The organism is Methanolobus sp. ZRKC5 (assembly GCF_038446525.1).
Classification (GTDB): domain Archaea; phylum Halobacteriota; class Methanosarcinia; order Methanosarcinales; family Methanosarcinaceae; genus Methanolobus.
The window spans coordinates 1-19475 of the sequence record NZ_CP151792.1; the positions used below are offsets into that span (position 1 = coordinate 1).

The window sequence follows — 19475 nt, forward strand, 5'->3', positions numbered from 1 at the left end:
TAGTATCTGCACTGTTTTAGACGCACTGATATTTATCTTATTTATTTCTCTAAGAATCTTGTTCAGAATCCATAGTGAATAGTATTATTAACTAATCAAACTAATAATTAAACAAGAAGGGGTTTAACTTTAAGAGGGGTTATATGAACTCAGAAACACCAGATAAGGATTATAAGGAAGATTCTGAAAGCTCATTGAGCAAGTTTCTTGACAGAAAAGAGGAATTTGAAAAGATAAGGGATAACAGTCCTGTTATTTCTTTTCTCTGGAAGGCAGAAGACAGTCCCGACGAAAAATGGCCTGTGGAATATGTTTCAGGTAACGTGGACCTTTTAGGTTACACAGCAGATGATTTTATTTCAGGCCGCATTCTTTATGCTGACATAGTTCATCCGGATGATCTGAAGGACTTGCAGAAAACTCTCACTAAACAATGCAAAGAGGGAGTTGATTTCTTTGACCACAAATACAGGATTATCTTAAAATCCGGTGAAGTGCGCTGGGTTAATGAACGAACCTATATACTGCGGGATAATTCAGGCAATGTTGCACACTACCAGGGTACTGTTTTAGATATAACTGGACAGAAAGAACAGGAATTTACCCTGCAGGATGCATTGAAGAAACTGAGACTTATGGAAGAGATCATCAATAATAGTTCTATTATGATTTTTCTGTGGAGGAACGAGCAGTTCTGGCCTGCAGATTATGCTTCCGAGAATGTTTCAAAACTTGGTTATTCGGCTGAGGATTTTGTGAAAGGTCGCATTGTGTACAGTGATCTTGTTCATCCAGATGACTATGAGATGGTTAAAGAAACACTTGCTAAACAATGTGAAAGTGGCAATGACTACTATAATCAGGAATATCGTTTAATAACAAGAAATAATGAGCTGTTGTGGGTAAAAGAGAGCACTTTTATTCTGAGGGACAGGGGTGGGAATGCAACTCATTTCCAGGGAATTGTTCAGGATATCACAAAGCAGAAAGAAAGTGAAATCGCTCTTCAGCAGGCACTTGAAAAACAGGAACAATTGCTAGAAAACAAGCAAGCTCTTGAAACGATTATCAATCATAGTCCAGTGATCGCCTTTTTGTGGAAAGCAGGTCCTGATGATGAAAATGAACTTTGGCCAGCTGAATTCGTTTCAGATAATATAAGCGTGTTTGGATACTCGGTTGACGATTTCCTCTCAGGAGCTATCCTTTATGGTGAAATAATCAATCCGAAGGACCTCCCTAGTGTCCAGATGGAACTTTCGGATGTTGCCAAAGAAGGTGGAAAAGTCTTTGTCAAGGAATACAGGATACGAACCCGGTCAGGAGATGAGAGGTGGGTGGAAGAGCAAACATTCATTCAGCGTAACGGCGAGGGAATTGTGACCCACTATCAGGGTGTTATCCAGGATATTACGGAACGAATGGGGAGGGATGAAAGGTAAGTATCGTAGAAGTATCGTAGAAAAACGTCATAGTAAATAGATAGAGAATTGCATCATAACAGAAATATGTTTTATTGATGTTTATTTTCTGAAAAGTTAATGTGAAGAGCAAATAAAGGGTAAAAAAGAAGGGTGAAACGGTATTGTAATCAAACAAGGAGGCTTTAATTCAAGTTATTAGTGCATAAGTTTGGCAGATATGTCAAACTTATATTTTTCATTTGAATGAGAATTTCTACGAAGCCAATGTTGTCAAAAAATTATAATCGTCTGTAACATTTATGTTTGCAGTACCTGTTTTTTTTTGCCAGGTTTTTTGAAAGCATGCCAACTCCATTTTGAACGCATACATTACAACTGCTGGGACAATACACATAGTACACCATGTATCTTTTGCCTGGTCCATGGCATAATTTTCCTTTCTATGAATTAATAGTAAAAGTATGAAGAACAACATTTGCGATAATTGTTATGTTCCGGCAACTTTGATGAGCACATACTGGGTCAAGAATGAGCAGATATGAAAAACCCTTGCAAAACAAATAGGAAAGGTATCGATCAATATTGAAAAGATCGAATGAGGTCTGCAGTTCTCTCCGATATGATTTTCATGTAGGGTACTAATGTTCTATAATTGAGCTTTGGGTTTTTGATTTACACTCATAAATGCGGAAAGTTTCTTCTGGAAAAGCTCAGCTCTCCGAGAATTCAATACTAATTGGACCTGCCTTCTTTGCGAGACTCTTTGCGATCATGCCGGTTTCCAGTCTACATATGTGTAAAACCCCGGATGGTACAATGCATCCCGGTGTGCAACGGGCTTTTTTTGCCATGTCCATTACATAATTGTCCTTTATATCCATGGTTTCCATCATTGGAACTTCCATGTATGACATCTCCTTTATTTTTGGGCACGGTGTTTCAATATCTATAATGATATTCATACCATCTAACTTTCCGGTTATCTTGTGTGTGAAACCACAGATTGTTGAGTTTACGTTTACGCTTGTTGGCATATAATGACCTCCAAATTTACTGTTTTTAATAGTAGTAATGTTTACTGAAATATCCATTTATGATTTTACTTATCTTCATCACCGGAACAACTGCAAGATACATTTCCTTTCAGGATATCTTTCCAGTCTCCTATTACATCATGTGTCCAGCAGTCATCAGCACCTGCTGCTTCTCTCATGGTAAGTGCGAAAATATATGAAAGGTCCTTTACTGTGGCTCCTGCCTCCAGAGCACCTTTAAAATGTTTTAAAACACATGGTTTTGACCTGGCTTTGATGGAAAGAGCAAAGCATAGATATTGATATGTTTTCTCATCGATAGGCCTTTTTTCGGCATAGAGTTTGTCTATTTCATCAAGTTTCTCGGTAAATTCGGGGAAGAACTCCTCAAGCATTCTCATGATCATGTCTCCACTGTTTTCTCAAGTTAACACTGTTAATCTAGCATTTGTAAATATGGCTCAATATCAGATACTTCAAATTATGTTGAAATACCTATATAAATCTAATTATCATTTGTCTTACTGTTAAAAATTTCATGCCCAATTCTTGTTTCACACCTGAATCCTGAAGTATTTTCCAAATATCCTGGGACTCTTTTCCATTACAGCGACATAAGCGCCAAGCAGAATGAATATGCAACCGACAATTGTGTTTGCAAGCAAAGGTGTGTGAAGGATAGTAAAATCAAAAAAGATGCCGCTAACAGGTTCTATCAATGCCAGGATACTTCCTTTCTGAGCTTCTATTTGCGCGATGCCACTAACATAGAGTAGTGCAGCCATGGCGGTGTTAACAATTCCGAATATTATCAGCATATTCAGGTTGTCTGTAAGCACGGGTCCTGAGACTTTGCTGGCAAATGGTAGTAGCAAAATGACACCTATAAGAGTATACCAGAATAGCTGGGCAACGCTTGAGTAGTCATCCTTGATATAACGAATAGTAACAATCTCGCTACCAAAGGAAAAACCTGAAAGCATTCCCGCAGCTATGCCTATGATGTAACCGTTGCCTGCTGTGAATCCGGTAGTTACACCGGTCATGTCAACAATGAACAGCAGCCCGATAAATGACATTGCCAATGCAAGCATACCTTTACGTGTTATTTTTTCCTTGAGTATGAGTGGTGAAAGCAGGGTAACATACATAGGTGCCGTATAAAGCATGAGTATTGCCACTGAGAAACTGGTATATTTTATGCAGGTAAAATATGTGAAAAGGGTAGTTGTGTTTATAATTCCAAGAAGCAAGAGATATCGCTTCTTCTTCCGTGGTATTATCTGGGACAACTTTCCAGTGATCAGCATAAACAACAATAGTGAAAACACACCAAAGAGCTGCTTGTAGAATATCATTGGGCCTGTAGGCACATCTTGCAGGTAATCAACGAATACGCCTAGCAGTCCGAAAAGGATCGAACCGGTAACAAGTTCAATGTGTGGTTTTTTTGATCCCGGGTTCATTGGATGGGAAATGGTGATATGGATTATATAGGATTTGGTGAGGTTGCGTGATTGTCTTCGTACGATTATCTAAATAGGCAGACTTGCATATTTGGTGAGCCTTCATTTAAACAAAAAACTATTAATTATTTTAAATCCTAAATTTATTCGGGGTTAAGCAATGGCAACTTTTGTTCATATAGATATACCAACAGACGATCTTGAGACAGCAAAGAAATTCTATTCCGATCTTTTTGGCTGGGAATTTGAAAAACCATTTCCTGAAATGGATTATTATCTCTTTAAAACAACTGGTTTGAATGGGGAAGAAGGTATCAGGGGAGGAATGGGTCTTCGGGGAGAACCTGATCAAAGAATTGCCAGTTATATTGGAGTTCCGTCTGTTAAAGAGTATGCGAAAAAGATAGAAAAGGCCGGAGGTAAGGTACTGAATCAAATGCCTGTACCAGGGTGGGGCTACCTTGCTATCTGTCTTGATACTGAAGGGAATGTTTTTGGTATATGGGAAGAAAACGAGAATGCAGAATGATAATGGAATTGCGGAAACAAATTTATAAAAACAGTATTTGTTGCAGGTTTTATCGTGCCTGTGCTATTCTTTTTTTAGGATTTGTTGTCGTTTTGTTTTTATTTCATAATATACTAGTTTAACTTCTAATTTCTCTGCCTGATGATTTATTGTCTACATCAATTCTATAAAAAATTGTTTTTTCTGTTTTTTAGACGTTACCTTTACATACTATACTTACTCTTAGATAACCACTAATATAGTGTATATACAATAATTATTTATTACAAGTTTATTCACCTGTAAACTAACACGCACCGTATAGAAAAACGTAAATTCTAGTAAAGGAGGCTCAATGCTAGATATAGATCCGACAGATATCCTTGTTAGATATAATGTCAAACTTGAGAGTGAACTGTCCTCTGATGAGGTGGCAAGAGAACTTTTCCCATCGGATATGCTACTAAGCAATATAGTTGAGGCTGTTTTTGAGGGTGATGAAGATGAGGTCATTGTTACTCTTGAAGAAGCAGTAAAAGTTGGAAAAGACCCCATATCCCTTATAGACGATGCCCTCATAGTGGGAATGGATATCGTATCCCAGTTATATGATGACGGACTCCTATTCCTTCCTGATGTGATAATTGCATCTCATGCCATGACCGACGGAATTGAATATTGCAAACAGATATCCGGAAAGACCCATGAATGTAAGGGAACGGTTGTATCTTATGTTGTGGAAGGAGATATCCATGACATTGGTAAAAAAATATTAACAGTGTTTTTAAAATCAAATGGATATGATGTCATCGATCTTGGAAGCGATGTACCTATTGATGAAGTAATACGTGCTGTATTAAAACACAAGCCTGTTATGCTTACTGGTACATCCTTGATGACAACAACCATGTATTCCTTTATGGAAGTTAATGACCGTTTACTTGAAAATGATATCCGAATACCATTTGTATGTGGTGGCGGGGCCGTAACTCAGGACTTTGTACAAAACTATGAACTGGGTATATATTGTGAACACGCTGCAATTGGTCCAAAGATTGCAGATTCAATAATCCAGAATAAAAGCATTGAAGAATTAAGGGAACAATTTCATGTACATTGACGTAATTACTGCATAAAAATCAAGGTATAGCAGGTGGCTCACATCCAAAGCCATATCCCTCTTGTGTAGATTGGATTGAAGGAAGTATAAAATTCAGATGAGAGCCAAATATTAATCTGCATCCTCCATGTATTTAACATCTTCTTTTTTGTCAGGTATAAACAAAAGTATGAAAAATTAGTTTTGATTCTAACTAGTTATAGATAAGTGCTTTTGCCTAAAACATGTAAACGAATCTGAAATAAAAATAATGGCGTAAGGATACAATATCATTGAAATGGAGGTCATATTATCAGTTCTGAAAATCTCATGGAAACTAAACAATTGTCTTGCCTGAGGGACACAGAACTTATGGGTATTGGCCCTGTTTTTTCATTTCTCTGGAGCAATGAAGGTAATAGGTCGGTAATATCGGTTTCAGATAATATTTCTCTTTTAGGTTATTCAGCCGAAGATTTTAGTTCAGGGAAAATAAATTACTCAGATATCATCCATTTGCATGATGTTAATAAATTAAATGAGAGTTTTGATCAATTCAGAAATGATCAAAAACAATCATATTTTTCAACAGGATACAGGATGCTGGCCAGGGATGGTAGGACATGTGAAGTAATTGAAAAGACCTTTGAGATCTTGCAGGATGGAAGTAGTTTTCTTCATGGACTTGTATTTGTAACGGGAAGTCTGGGGCCTGATTACAGCACTGTAGATAATAATAAAAGTTATCGCCAAAAGATGGTTGATACCATACCAAATCCTCTTTTGATACTCGACAACACATTCCATGTTCTTACTGCTAACAAGTATTTTTATGATTTTTTCAAATTATATCCGGAAAAAACAGAAGGCAGATTCTTTTTCGATATTTGCGGGCGAAATTGGGACAGGCCTCTACTGAAATCGTTCCTTGAAAAATTGCTGGTGGATAATATTTTCTTCGATAATCTGGAACTGGATTGTAATGTAGAAGGCCTTGGTAGCAGGACAATGCACTTTAGTGCAAGACCACTTGAAATTGGAATCTATAATGATACACATATTCTTCTTTCAATAGAAGATATTACAGTTCAGAGAATGGCTGAAACGGAACTCAAGGTATCTGAAGAAAAGTATTCTACACTTGTGGAGAAAGGAAATGATGGCATAATAATCATTCAGGATGGGGTGCTAAGTTTTGCAAACTCCAAATTTTGCCAGATGTCAGATCGCACCGAAACAGAGCTTTCAGGTAGGGATTTCCTGTCTCATGTTCCTCTGGAATATCATCGCATGATCACGAAGCGATTTAAAAAAGTCATGAAGAATAAATGCGGTATTATGAGGAATGATGAGGTCGAATTCTTAAAAAGAGATGGCAGTGTCTTTCCTGCTGAGATAAGCCTTTCCTATATGCTGCATGAACGGCGACCATCTGTAATGATGGCTGTCAGGGATATTTCGGTAAGAAAGCGTGCTGAATCTGAGTTAAAAGCATCTGAAGAGAAGTATTCCACACTTGTAGAGAAGGGAAACGACGGTATAATTATTCTTCAGGATGATACGTTTAAATTCATAAATGCAAAATTTTCAGAATTAATAGGGTATTCCAGAGAAGAATTGTTTGAAAGAACTTTCATGGACAATTTACCAGTCGAGTATCAGCGGATGGTCTACAAACGTATCAAAAAAGTCCTGAAAGATATGCATAGCATTCGTCGAAATAATGAAGTAGAATTCCTTAAAAAGGATGGTACTACTTTTCCGGCTGAAATAAGCTTGTCTTTCATTATGCATGAAGGAAAACCTTCTGTAATGATGGACATCAGGGACATATCGGAAAGAAAACTTGCTGAAGCAGAAATTAAAGCTTCCGAGAAGAAATATTCCACACTTGTTGAAGAAGGCAATGATGGTATTATAGTTGTGCAGGATAATGTCCTCGTATTTGCCAATATGAAGTTTTGTGAGATTACCGGTTTTTCAAGGACTGAAATAGTTCACAGACAATTTGAAGATTTCTTAGTACTAGAGTACAAGCGTCTTGTTATGAACAAGTTTAAGAGAAGTCTTGAAAAAAATCGTAAGGCAACTCTGAAGTATGATATCGAGTTGATCTCAAAGACAGGTAAAAGCACTCCTGCAGAAATTAACTCATCTATAATAGACCATGAAGGCAAACCTGCTATAATGGCTATCATCAGGGATATTACTAATCAAAAAGAAAAAGAAAGGGAACTTCTTGAGTTAATTGAGGTTCAGAAAGTTCTGGAAACAGTTATCAAAAGCAGTCCGGCGGTCGTATTTTTCTGGCGACCCGATGAGGAATGGAAAGTGGAATTTGTTTCGGAAAATATTTCCCAGTTTGGCTATGAAGCTAATGCGCTTATGTCAGGAAAAGTACTTTACGGTGATATTGTCCATCCATCAGATATGGAGAGACTCACAATGGAGTACGATATTTTATCCGGTGAGGACAACCTGTCCTTTGAGTATCGCATACTTACAAAGTCAGGTGAGGTCAGGTGGGTGGATGAGAGATCGCTTATAAAGCGTGATGCTGAAGGAAATCTACAGTATATACAGGGTATTTTGGTAGATATAACTGAGCGCAAGAACGTGAATAATTTCATGCAGCTCGGTTCGGATGTGGGTATGCTTTTCAATCCATTGGGTGATGTAGGCGACATGTTCTCTCAGCTTGTAGAGTTCACTACTCAAATGGATAATCTGGATTGTGGTGCACTGTATCTGGTTGATGAAACCACTGGGGACATGAATATAGTAGCTCATAGCGGTCTGTCTTCAGAGTTTTTAAAAAGCACACGGCACTATAGTGGTAAGTCCATTCATGCCAAGCTTTTCAAAACTGAATATCCATTGTATACAAGATTCTATGAACTGACTTCCATGATTCCAGGGGACAAATTAAGCTATGAAGGTCTTGAAGCTACTGCCCTTATTCCTATCAGATACGGTATGGAGCTAGTAGCTATATTGATGCTTTCGTCACATGGTACATATGGGGTTCCGTTTGAGGTCCGTGATTCTCTTGAAACAATTGCTTCTCAGATAGGTCCTGTAATAGGTCGTATGCGTGAGCATTCGGATGACCAGAGGGATATCAGGAACCTGCAAGTTATTTTTGATTCAATGACCGATCTGGTTTTTATGCTGGATAACGATGGTTGTATACTTTACGCGAATCCTTATTCATGCGAACGACTCGAATATTCAATGAATGAACTCACAGGTATGAATTTGCTTAATCTTTACCCTCAGAAGAGATTTCTTGAAGCAGCGGCAGAATTGAAAGACATTCTCAGTGGTGAGGCACATGTATGTGAGATACCATTTGAATCTTCTTCGCAAGAGGTTATACCTGTTGAGATGCGCTGTTCAATGGGGCAACTTGATGCAAGTCCTATAACGATATGTGTCTCCAGAGAAAATCTTTGATTTTTTTCGTTTAAAAATATGTATATTTTTTTTATCTATATGTATCAATTATAGTTTATATAAAATAATGTGTAATGTATATGTAGTAATTATTCTAATTTTTTCATTTTTAGTTGTAAAATAACCAATTTAAACAACTACTGTCTTTGTTTATTTGTCTAATTTATAAATAAAAAAAGTAAATACTACTTAAATATTATGCTCATGTCCATGACGATTTATGTCTATAAATTTAAATATATTCGTTATATGAATCAGTAGAGCTCTTATTTTCTAAATGATATACTCTTTTGTAGGATATCTATAATCCATAAGACATTTCTTTTTATATTATTAATCTCGAAATTTCCGATTAATTATGGTATATAAAGGTTTACTAGCCACTTGTAGACTTTGTATTTCAAAAAAACGAATGATTGAGTTAATGGGCATCAGTAGTCCGTTTTTATTAGTATTATTTAATTTTTAAAATGATTCCAAATAGATATGCTTATATATTTGTTTTCGACATGAGAAACCTTTATATGTGATGGTAAAAGTGCATGATTGAGGTTCAAGAGAACCTTTTTGTGTAGATTGGATTGAGCTTGACCCAAGCTCAATTAACTAGACTAATAATTGAAGGAGGTATAGAATGTTAATAGTAGACAAAGAAGGTATCCTTATCAGATACAACGTTAAAATGGAAAAATCAATGACCCCAGAAGAGGCAGCTGCAGAACTCTATCCAAAAGATGAGTTATACAAGCCTATCGCAGAAGCGATCTTTGAGGGTGAAGAGGATGATGTAATTGAAGGTCTTGAGGCAGCTATCGCAGCAGGCAAGGACCCAATCGCACTCATCGACGATATACTTATGGTCGGTATGAAAATAGTAACAGACCTGTATGATCAAGGTGTCATTTTCCTTCCAAATGTAATGATGTCAGCAGACGCAATGCTCGACGGTATCGAGTTCTGTAAATCCGAATCTGGCGCAAACCCAGTAACAAAAGGCAAGATCGTTGTCCACGTTGCTGAAGGTGACGTACACGACATCGGAAAGTCAATTGTTGCAGCACTCCTCAGAGCAGCTGGATATGAAGTAGTTGACCTTGGCCGTGACTGCCCAGTCGATGAAGTTATCGAAGCTGTAAAGAAAGAGAAGCCAATGATGCTCACCGGAACAGCACTCATGACAACAACCATGTATGCATTCAAGGAAGTCAACGACCGTCTTGTTGAGGGTGGACTCGACCTTCCATTCGCATGTGGTGGCGGAGCTGTAAACCAGGACTTCGTTGGAACATACTCACTTGGAGTATATGGTGAAGAAGCAGCAGATGCACCAAAGATGGCAGACGCTATCCTTGCAGGCGCAGACATTGCAGCACTTAGAACAAGATTCCACACCCACTAAGGTGATCAAAAATGGCAATTAACAGATTTACAACAATGGCTTATTCCGAAGCTGACGAAATGGTCTTCGGTAACGCAAAGAAACCTGTGAAAGCAGGATTTGACCTTGAGATCGGAGCAGGTTACACAACCGCAGAAGTAAACTACGCACCAAGGCCAGAAGCAGGAGAGACTCAGGAAAAGCTCGTAAACGAGTACCAGAGAATCACAAAAGACATTATGGCAAGGGCTGTACAGGTCGGTTTCCCATCCGTAGTACTTGAGACAGAGCACGTCCAGCAGATGACCAACAACCCAGCATGGGGAGCAGCTGTTGCACACGCACAGAAGACCATCATGGAAGAGTACAACGAAGAGTACGGCATCAAATGCGCACTCAGACACACTCCTGGTGACATCAGAGAAGACAAGGAATTCTTAGGCCTCAGAGGCGACAAGATGACTGTAGTCATGGAGTCCTTCGACCAGATCGCAGAGAGCGGCGCAGACCTCCTGTCCATTGAATCAATGGGTGGAAAGGAAATCTTCGACTACGCAGTACTCAGGAACGATGTTCCAGGTATGCTCTACGCAATCGGTTGCCTTGGCAGCATGGATATGGATTACCTCTGGCAGGAAATCGCAAAGGTAGCACAGCAGAAAGGCGTAATCGCTGCTGGTGACACAGACTGTGCACAGGCAAACACTGCAATGTTTATTGCAGGTGGTCTCCTTGACAAGAACCTTGCACACACCCTTGCAATCGTTGCAAGAGCAATCTCCGCTCCAAGATCACTCGCTGCATATGAAGCAGGCGCAGTAGGTCCAGGAAAAGACTGTGGATACGAGAACATCATCGTAAAAGCAATCTCCGGTATGCCAATGTCCTTCGAAGGTAAGACTTCAACCTGTGCACACTCAGATGTCATGGGTAACCTTATCATGCAGTGCTGTGACCTCTGGTCAAATGAATCTGTAGAATACCACGCAGAATTCGGTGGTACCTCAGTACAGTGCTGGTCAGAATCCCTTAACTACGACTGTGCACTCATGAACACTGCACTCAAGTCAGGAAACGAGAAGATCCTCAGAGACCTCCTCATGGCTTCCGACAGATTCAGAGACCCACAGTCCTACATCCTTGCATACGACAACGCATACAAGGTTGGAGAAGCAATCGTAAAGGACGGAGAGGACATTTTCCTCCGTGCAAAGAACGCTGGAATGGAATGCTGCAACATCCTGAACGGCTCCGAAGGTCTCGACATGACAAAGTTCGAGCTCGGTGCACTTGCAAAGGCAACCGCAGAATTCGAGGCACTCACATCAGAGTCCGAGACATTCATGAGCGACTGCATGGAGAAATACTCCAAGGAAGTACCAGTATTCAAGCCAGAGAACTACGGGCTCTAAATGTAGTACCAAGAAGTTTTCTTCGGAAAACTAACGGAAATAGGGAAGTTTGCTTAATACAAATTTTCCCTATTCCAAATTTATAATCACAATTATCAATTCACACTTAACTCCACAATAAAAATCATAGGCTTTACAGAAAAAACGGGTCACAACGCCATCAATTCTACCTCCAACCTCCACAACCTTCACTATTATGGCATGTGTATCAAAACTTCCCCTGTAAAGCCTTTGACACTTTCACTGTTCTATGTTTCTGATTTTTCTGTTCTGAACATTTTCACCATACTTGGCATTTCGGAATATAAGCTGAAGTCATAGCTTTTGTATGCATAAAGATGATAGTCCAATTAAAAGCGAGCAAGAGATATACAATAGAATTAACCAATATCGAAAGAGCCTGAGAACAGCGGCATTAACCTCAATGATGCATACTCCTTTATTGAAACCCAATCAAGTGAGTTGCATCTTGGTATAGTGTTTAAAAATATCATACTTGGAAATGCCTGCTCATGGGGAGCATATGACACAGCATGTCAGCTTTTTGAGAATAATATGCAATCTTTCCGACAATTTTAGGTATTCAATATGTGATAATGAAATGGTGACATGGTTGGTGACAACTTCGTTCAGATGATGCTGATTTTAATATTATTTCAACTCATTTAATATCGATAATTGGCGATAGGTGACACTATTCGAATGAATTAAGTTTATGCTGTCAACATCGTTCACACTATCACCTAGGATTTCTACAAAACCAGCATTTATAGTTTGATATGGGCTCAAAAACTAATATGTTACTTGTTTCTCTCCTTCAAGGATAATCATTTGACTGAAAGGTTCAGGCAGAAAATTCCCTTGAAGCTGCGTTTGGCAATTTAAGAGAAGTGAAAAAGCAATTACATCATTACATAAGCCGGCAGGCCAATCAAAAACTTTAGATAATCCTCTTATAATGGCGATTTTTGGGCATTACTTACAGCAAAAAAATCACATACGTTTCGCTCATTTTGCGGGCAACTCAAAGAATGATCTTTAAGCTAAGATTTCATTAATTTTGATTAAATATTGTGTTAACAATTTGTATAAATCTATCTTTGAGATAAATCAATCAAGGAATAAATTCCCTACTATATGTATAGTGAGAACGGAAGCGTTCAATCTGTGATTGTAGGCTGGAGTTGGAACGGTAAGCACCCTTATGGGTGTGAGGGCGAAGGTAGCGACCCCCTTCTTAGCCCTGAAACAGTTTGCTATAAGTGACTTTCATATTTTCCATCACGTGAAACACCATGTGCACTTATATTATTTCTACTGGATTTTTAGGGCTAACTGATCAGTTTGAGACAAGTTCCTGATGTTTGCCACTTTCTTATTGATTTATCCTGCAGCTATTTATTATTGAATCTACTTATCGTCCCTCGGTTTTACTAGTTTATGTAGATGCTTTTTCTACTGCACGTGATTTACATATGAGAATTATAGAAAACATGTATACGTGAAAGAGATTTCAAGAGTGATTCTTTGCTTAACTTGATAACATCTTTGCATTAAACTAAGTTTTTATAATGATATTTTTTTGGTTTGTGTTCTTTTCGAACTTATCCGGTGCTCGAACACAATTAATCTCGAGGATTTGCTCAGATGTCCACAGAGAGAAGATATTGTGGAATAGATGTGAGTCTACCATTTAGATGGAGTCGATTGAAATAGCCTCTTCATTGAATATTTTTATAATGTCCCTTAATCTAAAGAAATTGTTAGCTTATTTGCAGCAATACACGTTTATACTTAATTTTTAAGAGTTGCTACTATTAATGAGGAATGTAAGTGTTATTTAGAATTGCAAGGTATATTGCAACTACATTCACATGCTTTTAACGTATGTGTTTTTTGAATTAATACCTTTAAGCTATTTGATTTTGAAAAAGAAATGGACGATAAGGTTATTAATTGCCTATCAATCAAAAATCTGCATACTTTGAGTTCATAATAAAAGAAAATGTATTGTCTTGACGTATGGCACTTCTATTAATGTAGATACATTCTACGTACAAACTTTTTGCTTGTTTGCTACAAATGTGTTAAGATTTAGTTGCAAATTAGTGCTAGATTCACTTAAATAGTATTTAAAAAAATTATATTTATAAGAAATTTCATATTGTTACAGGAATATTATCTCATTTACTGTAAGAGCATAACCAACAATATCAATTAGCAATCTATAAAAATATAGAAGAAATTGGGCTATGTAGAAAAACTATTGAAATAAACATCATTCACTTAAATTGATTGTATTTCATCAGTCTCGTCAGAAACATTTGTAATAATTTTATCTCATGTTATGCCCACAAAAGTAGAGGATTTCTACAGAGCAATATTTTTAAACATAATTTCCTTTAAGGCTTACAAATTTTAAAGTAAATTCTCCATCCGATGTCAAAATATACTCTTTCTCCTTTTTGCTGCCTTCTACATGCCTTTCATCAATTAAATTCCAGTTGAGAAGATCCCTTGTCAGTGAATTGAATACACCATCTTTTAGTTCTCGGTTTGCCCTTTTCTTATCTCTTATCGGAATATATTCTTTTGAAAGCTTTTCAAACAGCTTTTTTCGGGATAATGTTTTCAAATTCTCATCACCTAAGGGTTTTTGTTTGTCCAAGATATTCAATACGGTTACTCTGTTTGGATTTGCCTGAAAATCTTCAATGTGGACCTTTGGAATTGATATCTTTTTAGCTCTTTCTTCTATATCTACATGGTAAGGTATTGCTTCAAACCACAATGCCATCATAAAAAGACCAATTGATAATGCTTTAGTTCCGCTGGATACATTAAAATAATATTGAGCATCGGGTTTATTCTTATATATTTCAAAGACAGCATCCTTGATATAGTCAAGAGTATCATCTTCTATAACTATCTCATGAACTCCTTTTTTTGCTATTTTTGTACCAAGCTCTTTTAGTTCTTCTATAGACTTTCTGATCGCTTCTCTTGCCTCCTGTCTATTTGGGATATCAGAATTTTCATAGATTCTTTTTTCTGCAATGACATAGACTTCGGATGCAGGTGCGATTTCATAAATAGCTGTTCTAAATGTGTTATGCACATTTGCACCAGCGCTCATTATGTGAATCTTTTCTTTACTTTTCATATTCTGGCTCTTTGTGTTTGATTAAAATTAGTTTATTATTTAATAAATCTATTTATTAAATAATAGGTAAATCTAAAAAATTATTATATTTTCTGAAACGGATTTTCATCCGATGACAAGCAAAGCAATCAGATCCGTAAACTGGCATGTGACCATGAACTGCAACTACAAGTGCAGGTTTTGTTTCTACAAGAGCATGAGTGGGGAATTCAAAGACATCGAAAAAGCCAGACAGAAACTTGAAACTTTAAAGGCAAAAGGAATTGAAAAAATCAACTTTGCTGGTGGAGAGCCTCTGTTATACAAAAACCTAAACCACCTTTTGAAGATGGCAAAGGATATGGGGTTCACAGTTAGTATTGTTACAAATGCAGCTCTACTCAGTGAAAATAAACTCAGGGAAATGAGTAAGTATGTGGACTGGGTGGGAATATCTGTCGACTCTGCCGATGAACATATCGAAAAACAACTTGGAAGGGGAAACGGAAGTCATGTGGAACATATCCGTAAGGTCTGCAAGCTTATCCGTGAGAACGGAATGAAGCTGAAGATCAACTCCACCATCACCAAAATGAACAACTTTGAGGATATGAAACCGTTCATATCATCTCTGGCTCCGGACAGATGGAAGATATTTCAGATACTATCCATGGAAGGTCAGAATGATGATGCTTTTGACCTTACCCTAACCAGTGAAGAGTTTGACATCTTCAGGAGTATAAATGGTGGGTTGATACTTAACAATGGTTCCAGTCCAACTTTTGAATCTGCAGAAGATATGCTTAATTCCTACTTCATAATAGGTCCGGATGGGGATATTCTCTTAAGTAAGGGCAATAAGCGCTCTACAATTCCATTTGAATCACTGGAAAATATGGAACTTACTGATCTTGTCGATGCAGACAAGTACCTGGAAAGAGGTGGTAACTATGACTGGAACTAAACCAGTCTTTTCTTTTTCAGACTCCTCTCAGGATGATCTGAATCCTCTTCGAAGGATCTGCTTTACCGGAGTAAGGGGTGTTGGGAAATCGACTGTAATGGAAGAGATCGATGTGATATTCACCCATATGGATTACGAGTTCTATACGGACATAATACTGCTTGATTCTTATCCTGAACGCATCCAGGATCACAGGCAAAGGGATACTAAGAAGAAATGAATCACTGGCCTGGAAGTTATCCGAAGGGAACTTGATTTTGAAAGGCAGAAAGCTGCAGATATCTCAGAAAAGTATGGAATAAGACTTCATGTAGTTGAGATGGGCGAAGATGCTGCTGAAAAGTTGAAAAACATTCTCCTAAGATGATTAAGTCATTAGTTTGTTTTTAAACAAATATAATTAAATAATTAGACAGTGTTTATTGTATGGATTTACAGGGAATGTTGGAAATGCAATTTGAGAAAAATGTAGTTGAGTATTTTTTATGGGAATCTTATAACATCGATTCAAGAAAGCATTTGTACACAATTATCAATAAAGCAGACGATGATAGTCGCAAAGAGATTGGTAAGCATCGTATTCTTCAAAACATGTTTCTTCTTAGAAGAGGAAGAGATCCAGGATTTTCTTTACATGTTTATGATATAATAAAAAAAGATGTAAATGCTATCCAAAATACTGCTCTTTACATCCAGAAATTATTGTTGGATGGTTCATATTACGATGTAAACAAAATATTCAATCCTTATTCATCGATTAATAATCAGGAAAAGAAAAAAATTGTAGATAAGGATTTGAAACACACATTTCGCCTTCCTATTGTCTTTGAAGAACGTGGGGATGGGCTTTTTAATATTAAACAAGAGGATTTTCTTGAAGAATATTCCCAAATGCACATGAGAAGCCTAAATGAAAGTATTGAATATTTCAATCAACGATATGAAATTGCTCTTGAAACCAAAGATGATCAAGCAGCAAATGCTATTCGTGATGTAATGCAGGAATATCAAACAAGTCATTTCGATCTTGATTACTTTTCAAGGAAGGGGGAGTTTTATTGGGATTCAGATACTGAAAAAAAAGAAAATTTTGAATTTCTAAAATATTTATCGGAAAATATTGCAAACTCTGAATATTACAGTTCAAATCCGGCAAATGCAGAATGGCAATTAGCAATCAATATTTTGACTTTGGGTTTTGAAGAAAAACTGATAAAAATATTGGCCGATTATGACATTGGAATAGTTGATGAATTATCTGAGCTAAAAATTTCATTAATGTACATCAAGTTTTTAGCGGATGCATTTTCAATCACCTCTGTAATATGGTTCAACTCTCTGTCTTTGAAAGAAAAGCAACAACTATTGAATGGTACATATACATTAGACAGCCAGAAATTAACTGATTATCTTGCTACTTTCACTCAGAAAAATAGAACGATTCTGTCTTTGGAGCTATTTGCAGATAGAATGTACTTGAATAAATTTTTTGATGTTGCTGAAACTACATATGCATTTTTAAATGAAAATACTGAAGATGACTACAAAAAAGCAGGATACCTTAGTAAATTAGGTGACATCAATAGAGATAAAATGGAATTTGAAAAGGCATATTCTGCATATGAGGAACTATTTGATTTTTCATCTAAAACGCTTAGAGTCAATAAAAGGAAAAGAAAGGGAGGTAGAAAAACTTTTGAACAATACGAAAATCCTCGTATTGTAACTACGTTATCACTGCTGAGAATGGCAGAAATGGATTTTCTGCTTGGTAATGGTGATGCTGAAGATCACATTAACAATGCTAGAGAAAGAATTGAAAGAGCTAACAAAGCTGAAAAGTTAAGCTTGATGTGGAATCTTGCTTGCACATATAGAAGAACTGAACAGTTTGATTGGGAATATGAATGTTTGCATGATATTGTTTCTTTAGGAGAAAATAAAAGAAATGATCTTGTAGATAAAGCGGAAGAACGAATAACTCAAATTGATAAGTACTTTTCATGGACTGCAGAAAAACTAGATGATAAAAAGTTGCGTGAAGAAGAACAAAACAAAAACCACTATAGGCTTGCAGCAATTGCAGAATCTCTAAGAAATTCATTCCAATTTGAACGTGAAGCCGAATATCTGAATATGGCACTAAAGATTAAAGAAAATGAGCAGATTAAATTAAATCTTGCTATTTCTAAATATAATCAAAGTAATTTTTCAGAAGCAAAAAAAGATTTTATCAAATTGATATTATCCTCTGAAAAAAAGATAGTTACTCAATCATACCTTTACTTAGCTTCCATTGATTTCCAGCAAGACAACAATCAGAAAGGTCTTGAAAATATTTTAAATGCAATTTTGCCTCTCATCAAGACTCTGAGTTCTATAGATAAGTGTAAGCAAGAAGTTGATGATATTGAACAGGAATTTACACTAGAAGAAGAAATTGAAGCAATTGAAATTCTCCCTCCAGCTATTAGGTTGTGCATTAATAACTTAATTCCCATAAAGAAATCGAATGTGCTTAAAGAAGTTTTAGATCATATTTTGGACTATAGCACTAAATTGTCCAAACCAAGCATTCATCATGACATCGTTTGTATTGCATGTGATGTCTTATTTACTAAAGGGTTGGTAGAGGAGGCACTTCTTCTTTCTGAAAAGTCAATTGAACAGCTAAGTGCGGATAAAGGGTATAAGCTTTCAGCAAATGAATATACTGCTCATATGTATTTTGACTTGGGCATGCATGATAAGTCAATAAAATATCTAAGAGATGCACTTAATATTGATTCTCAATTCCCAGAGATATGGAAGAAGTTGGGCTTAAATTATGAGCAGTTATTAGACTTCAAGAATGCTGAAAAGTCAATCGATAAAGCAATGGAAATAGAAACTGACTATCCCGGTCTTGAAAAGCTTAAAGAAAAATACAATCATTTAAAGAAAGACACAATTAATTTTAATAAAATTAAAGATGGCGATGTTAAAAAATTCTTTATGAGTGCAGAGCGTCTAGTGTTGGATATTCCTAAGTCAGTTAATGAGGATGAATTTGATTTTACAATAGCTTTGGTAAGTTATGGAAAAGGGGTGGAAAGCCTTCTTCACAAAAAAGTTTCTATAAATTTGAGGAAAAAAATTCACAAAAAACATGGATTCCCAATCCCTGGTGATCTTTTCAGGAATTTACCTGCTAGTTTGAAAAATATTCTTGGAAAAAAAGATATGACTATAACTTTAGGGTCTTGGCCATACGTCTTTGATGATTGCAAAAAGTACAGCTTTAACCCAATCGCAGAAGAGGCAAATAATTATTTTTTGGCTAGATTTAACAAGAAAAAAAATATAGTATTCGAATCATGCAAAACAGTTTCAAATTATAGGAATGGTTCAGCGCATTATACATCTAAAGCAATGGATGAAATAATGAAAGATCGAAAAATCATTGTTGAACAAGTAAATAATCTCATTGATGTATTCTATTGAATCATTGTTCATATCCAAAACAAGAAAGCAATAATAAAATTCTCCATCAATTATCATGACTAGTAAAATAAATGTTCCATTTCACACCAATATCCAATACAGGATTTAC

13 protein-coding genes are annotated in these 19475 nt (G+C 36.6%); 9 read left to right on the plus strand and 4 right to left on the minus strand.

Annotated elements, in window-relative coordinates:
- The first annotated feature begins 143 nt into the window (after nucleotides 1-143).
- Nucleotides 144-1442, plus strand: a complete 1299-nt coding sequence (locus tag WN948_RS00005; protein WP_342304916.1) for a PAS domain-containing protein — start codon at nucleotides 144-146, stop codon at nucleotides 1440-1442.
- 692 nt (nucleotides 1443-2134) lie between these two features.
- Here WN948_RS00005 and WN948_RS00010 read toward each other — a convergent pair.
- From WN948_RS00010 to WN948_RS00020, 3 genes are all read right to left on the minus strand, one after another.
- Complete coding sequence (locus tag WN948_RS00010; protein ID WP_342304917.1) at nucleotides 2135-2458, minus strand: hypothetical protein; 324 nt, start codon at nucleotides 2456-2458, stop codon at nucleotides 2135-2137.
- A 65-nt stretch (nucleotides 2459-2523) separates the two neighbouring features.
- Nucleotides 2524-2859, minus strand: coding sequence for a carboxymuconolactone decarboxylase family protein (locus WN948_RS00015; RefSeq protein ID WP_342304919.1), 336 nt, complete (start codon nucleotides 2857-2859; stop codon nucleotides 2524-2526).
- Between the two features lie 153 nt (nucleotides 2860-3012).
- Nucleotides 3013-3924 carry a DMT family transporter gene (locus tag WN948_RS00020; protein ID WP_342304920.1) on the minus strand — a complete coding sequence of 304 codons (912 nt, stop codon included), beginning with the start codon at nucleotides 3922-3924 and terminating at the stop codon, nucleotides 3013-3015.
- Nucleotides 3925-4084: 160 nt separating this feature from the next.
- On the opposite strand from WN948_RS00020, the gene WN948_RS00025 reads away from it, so the two are divergent.
- The 5 genes from WN948_RS00025 (at nucleotide 4085) to mtaB (ending at nucleotide 11777) form a co-directional block, all read left to right on the plus strand.
- Entirely contained in the window at nucleotides 4085-4453 is a 369-nt protein-coding gene (locus WN948_RS00025) for a VOC family protein (protein WP_342304921.1), read from the plus strand.
- A gap of 334 nt (nucleotides 4454-4787) precedes the next feature.
- The gene (gene mtaC, locus WN948_RS00030; RefSeq protein ID WP_342304922.1) at nucleotides 4788-5552 is read left to right on the plus strand and encodes a methanol--corrinoid protein MtaC; all 765 of its coding nucleotides are present in this window, start codon (nucleotides 4788-4790) and stop codon (nucleotides 5550-5552) included.
- Nucleotides 5553-5861: 309 nt separating this feature from the next.
- Nucleotides 5862-8987 (plus strand): PAS domain S-box protein, encoded by a 3126-nt coding sequence (locus WN948_RS00035; RefSeq protein WP_342304923.1) that lies wholly within the window; start codon nucleotides 5862-5864, stop codon nucleotides 8985-8987.
- A gap of 634 nt (nucleotides 8988-9621) precedes the next feature.
- Nucleotides 9622-10386: a methanol--corrinoid protein MtaC gene (gene mtaC / locus WN948_RS00040; RefSeq protein ID WP_342304924.1), complete on the plus strand. Its 765-nt coding sequence runs from the start codon at nucleotides 9622-9624 to the stop codon at nucleotides 10384-10386.
- An 11-nt stretch (nucleotides 10387-10397) separates the two neighbouring features.
- Complete coding sequence (gene mtaB / locus WN948_RS00045; protein ID WP_342304925.1) at nucleotides 10398-11777, plus strand: methanol--corrinoid protein co-methyltransferase MtaB; 1380 nt, start codon at nucleotides 10398-10400, stop codon at nucleotides 11775-11777.
- Between the two features lie 2386 nt (nucleotides 11778-14163).
- Here the strand turns inward: mtaB and WN948_RS00050 are convergent.
- Entirely contained in the window at nucleotides 14164-14940 is a 777-nt protein-coding gene (locus WN948_RS00050; RefSeq protein WP_342304926.1) for a DUF6293 family protein, read from the minus strand.
- Between the two features lie 112 nt (nucleotides 14941-15052).
- On the opposite strand from WN948_RS00050, the gene WN948_RS00055 reads away from it, so the two are divergent.
- The 3 genes from WN948_RS00055 (at nucleotide 15053) to WN948_RS00065 (ending at nucleotide 19366) form a co-directional block, all read left to right on the plus strand.
- Nucleotides 15053-15883 (plus strand): viperin family antiviral radical SAM protein, encoded by an 831-nt coding sequence (locus WN948_RS00055; protein WP_342304927.1) that lies wholly within the window; start codon nucleotides 15053-15055, stop codon nucleotides 15881-15883.
- On the plus strand, nucleotides 15870-16103 hold the full coding sequence (locus WN948_RS00060) for a hypothetical protein (protein WP_342304928.1): 234 nt from the start codon (nucleotides 15870-15872) through the stop codon (nucleotides 16101-16103). Before WN948_RS00055 ends, WN948_RS00060 begins: the two co-directional genes overlap by 14 nt.
- 206 nt (nucleotides 16104-16309) lie before the next feature.
- Nucleotides 16310-19366 (plus strand): hypothetical protein, encoded by a 3057-nt coding sequence (locus WN948_RS00065; RefSeq protein WP_342304929.1) that lies wholly within the window; start codon nucleotides 16310-16312, stop codon nucleotides 19364-19366.
- Nucleotides 19367-19475: the final 109 nt, after the last annotated feature.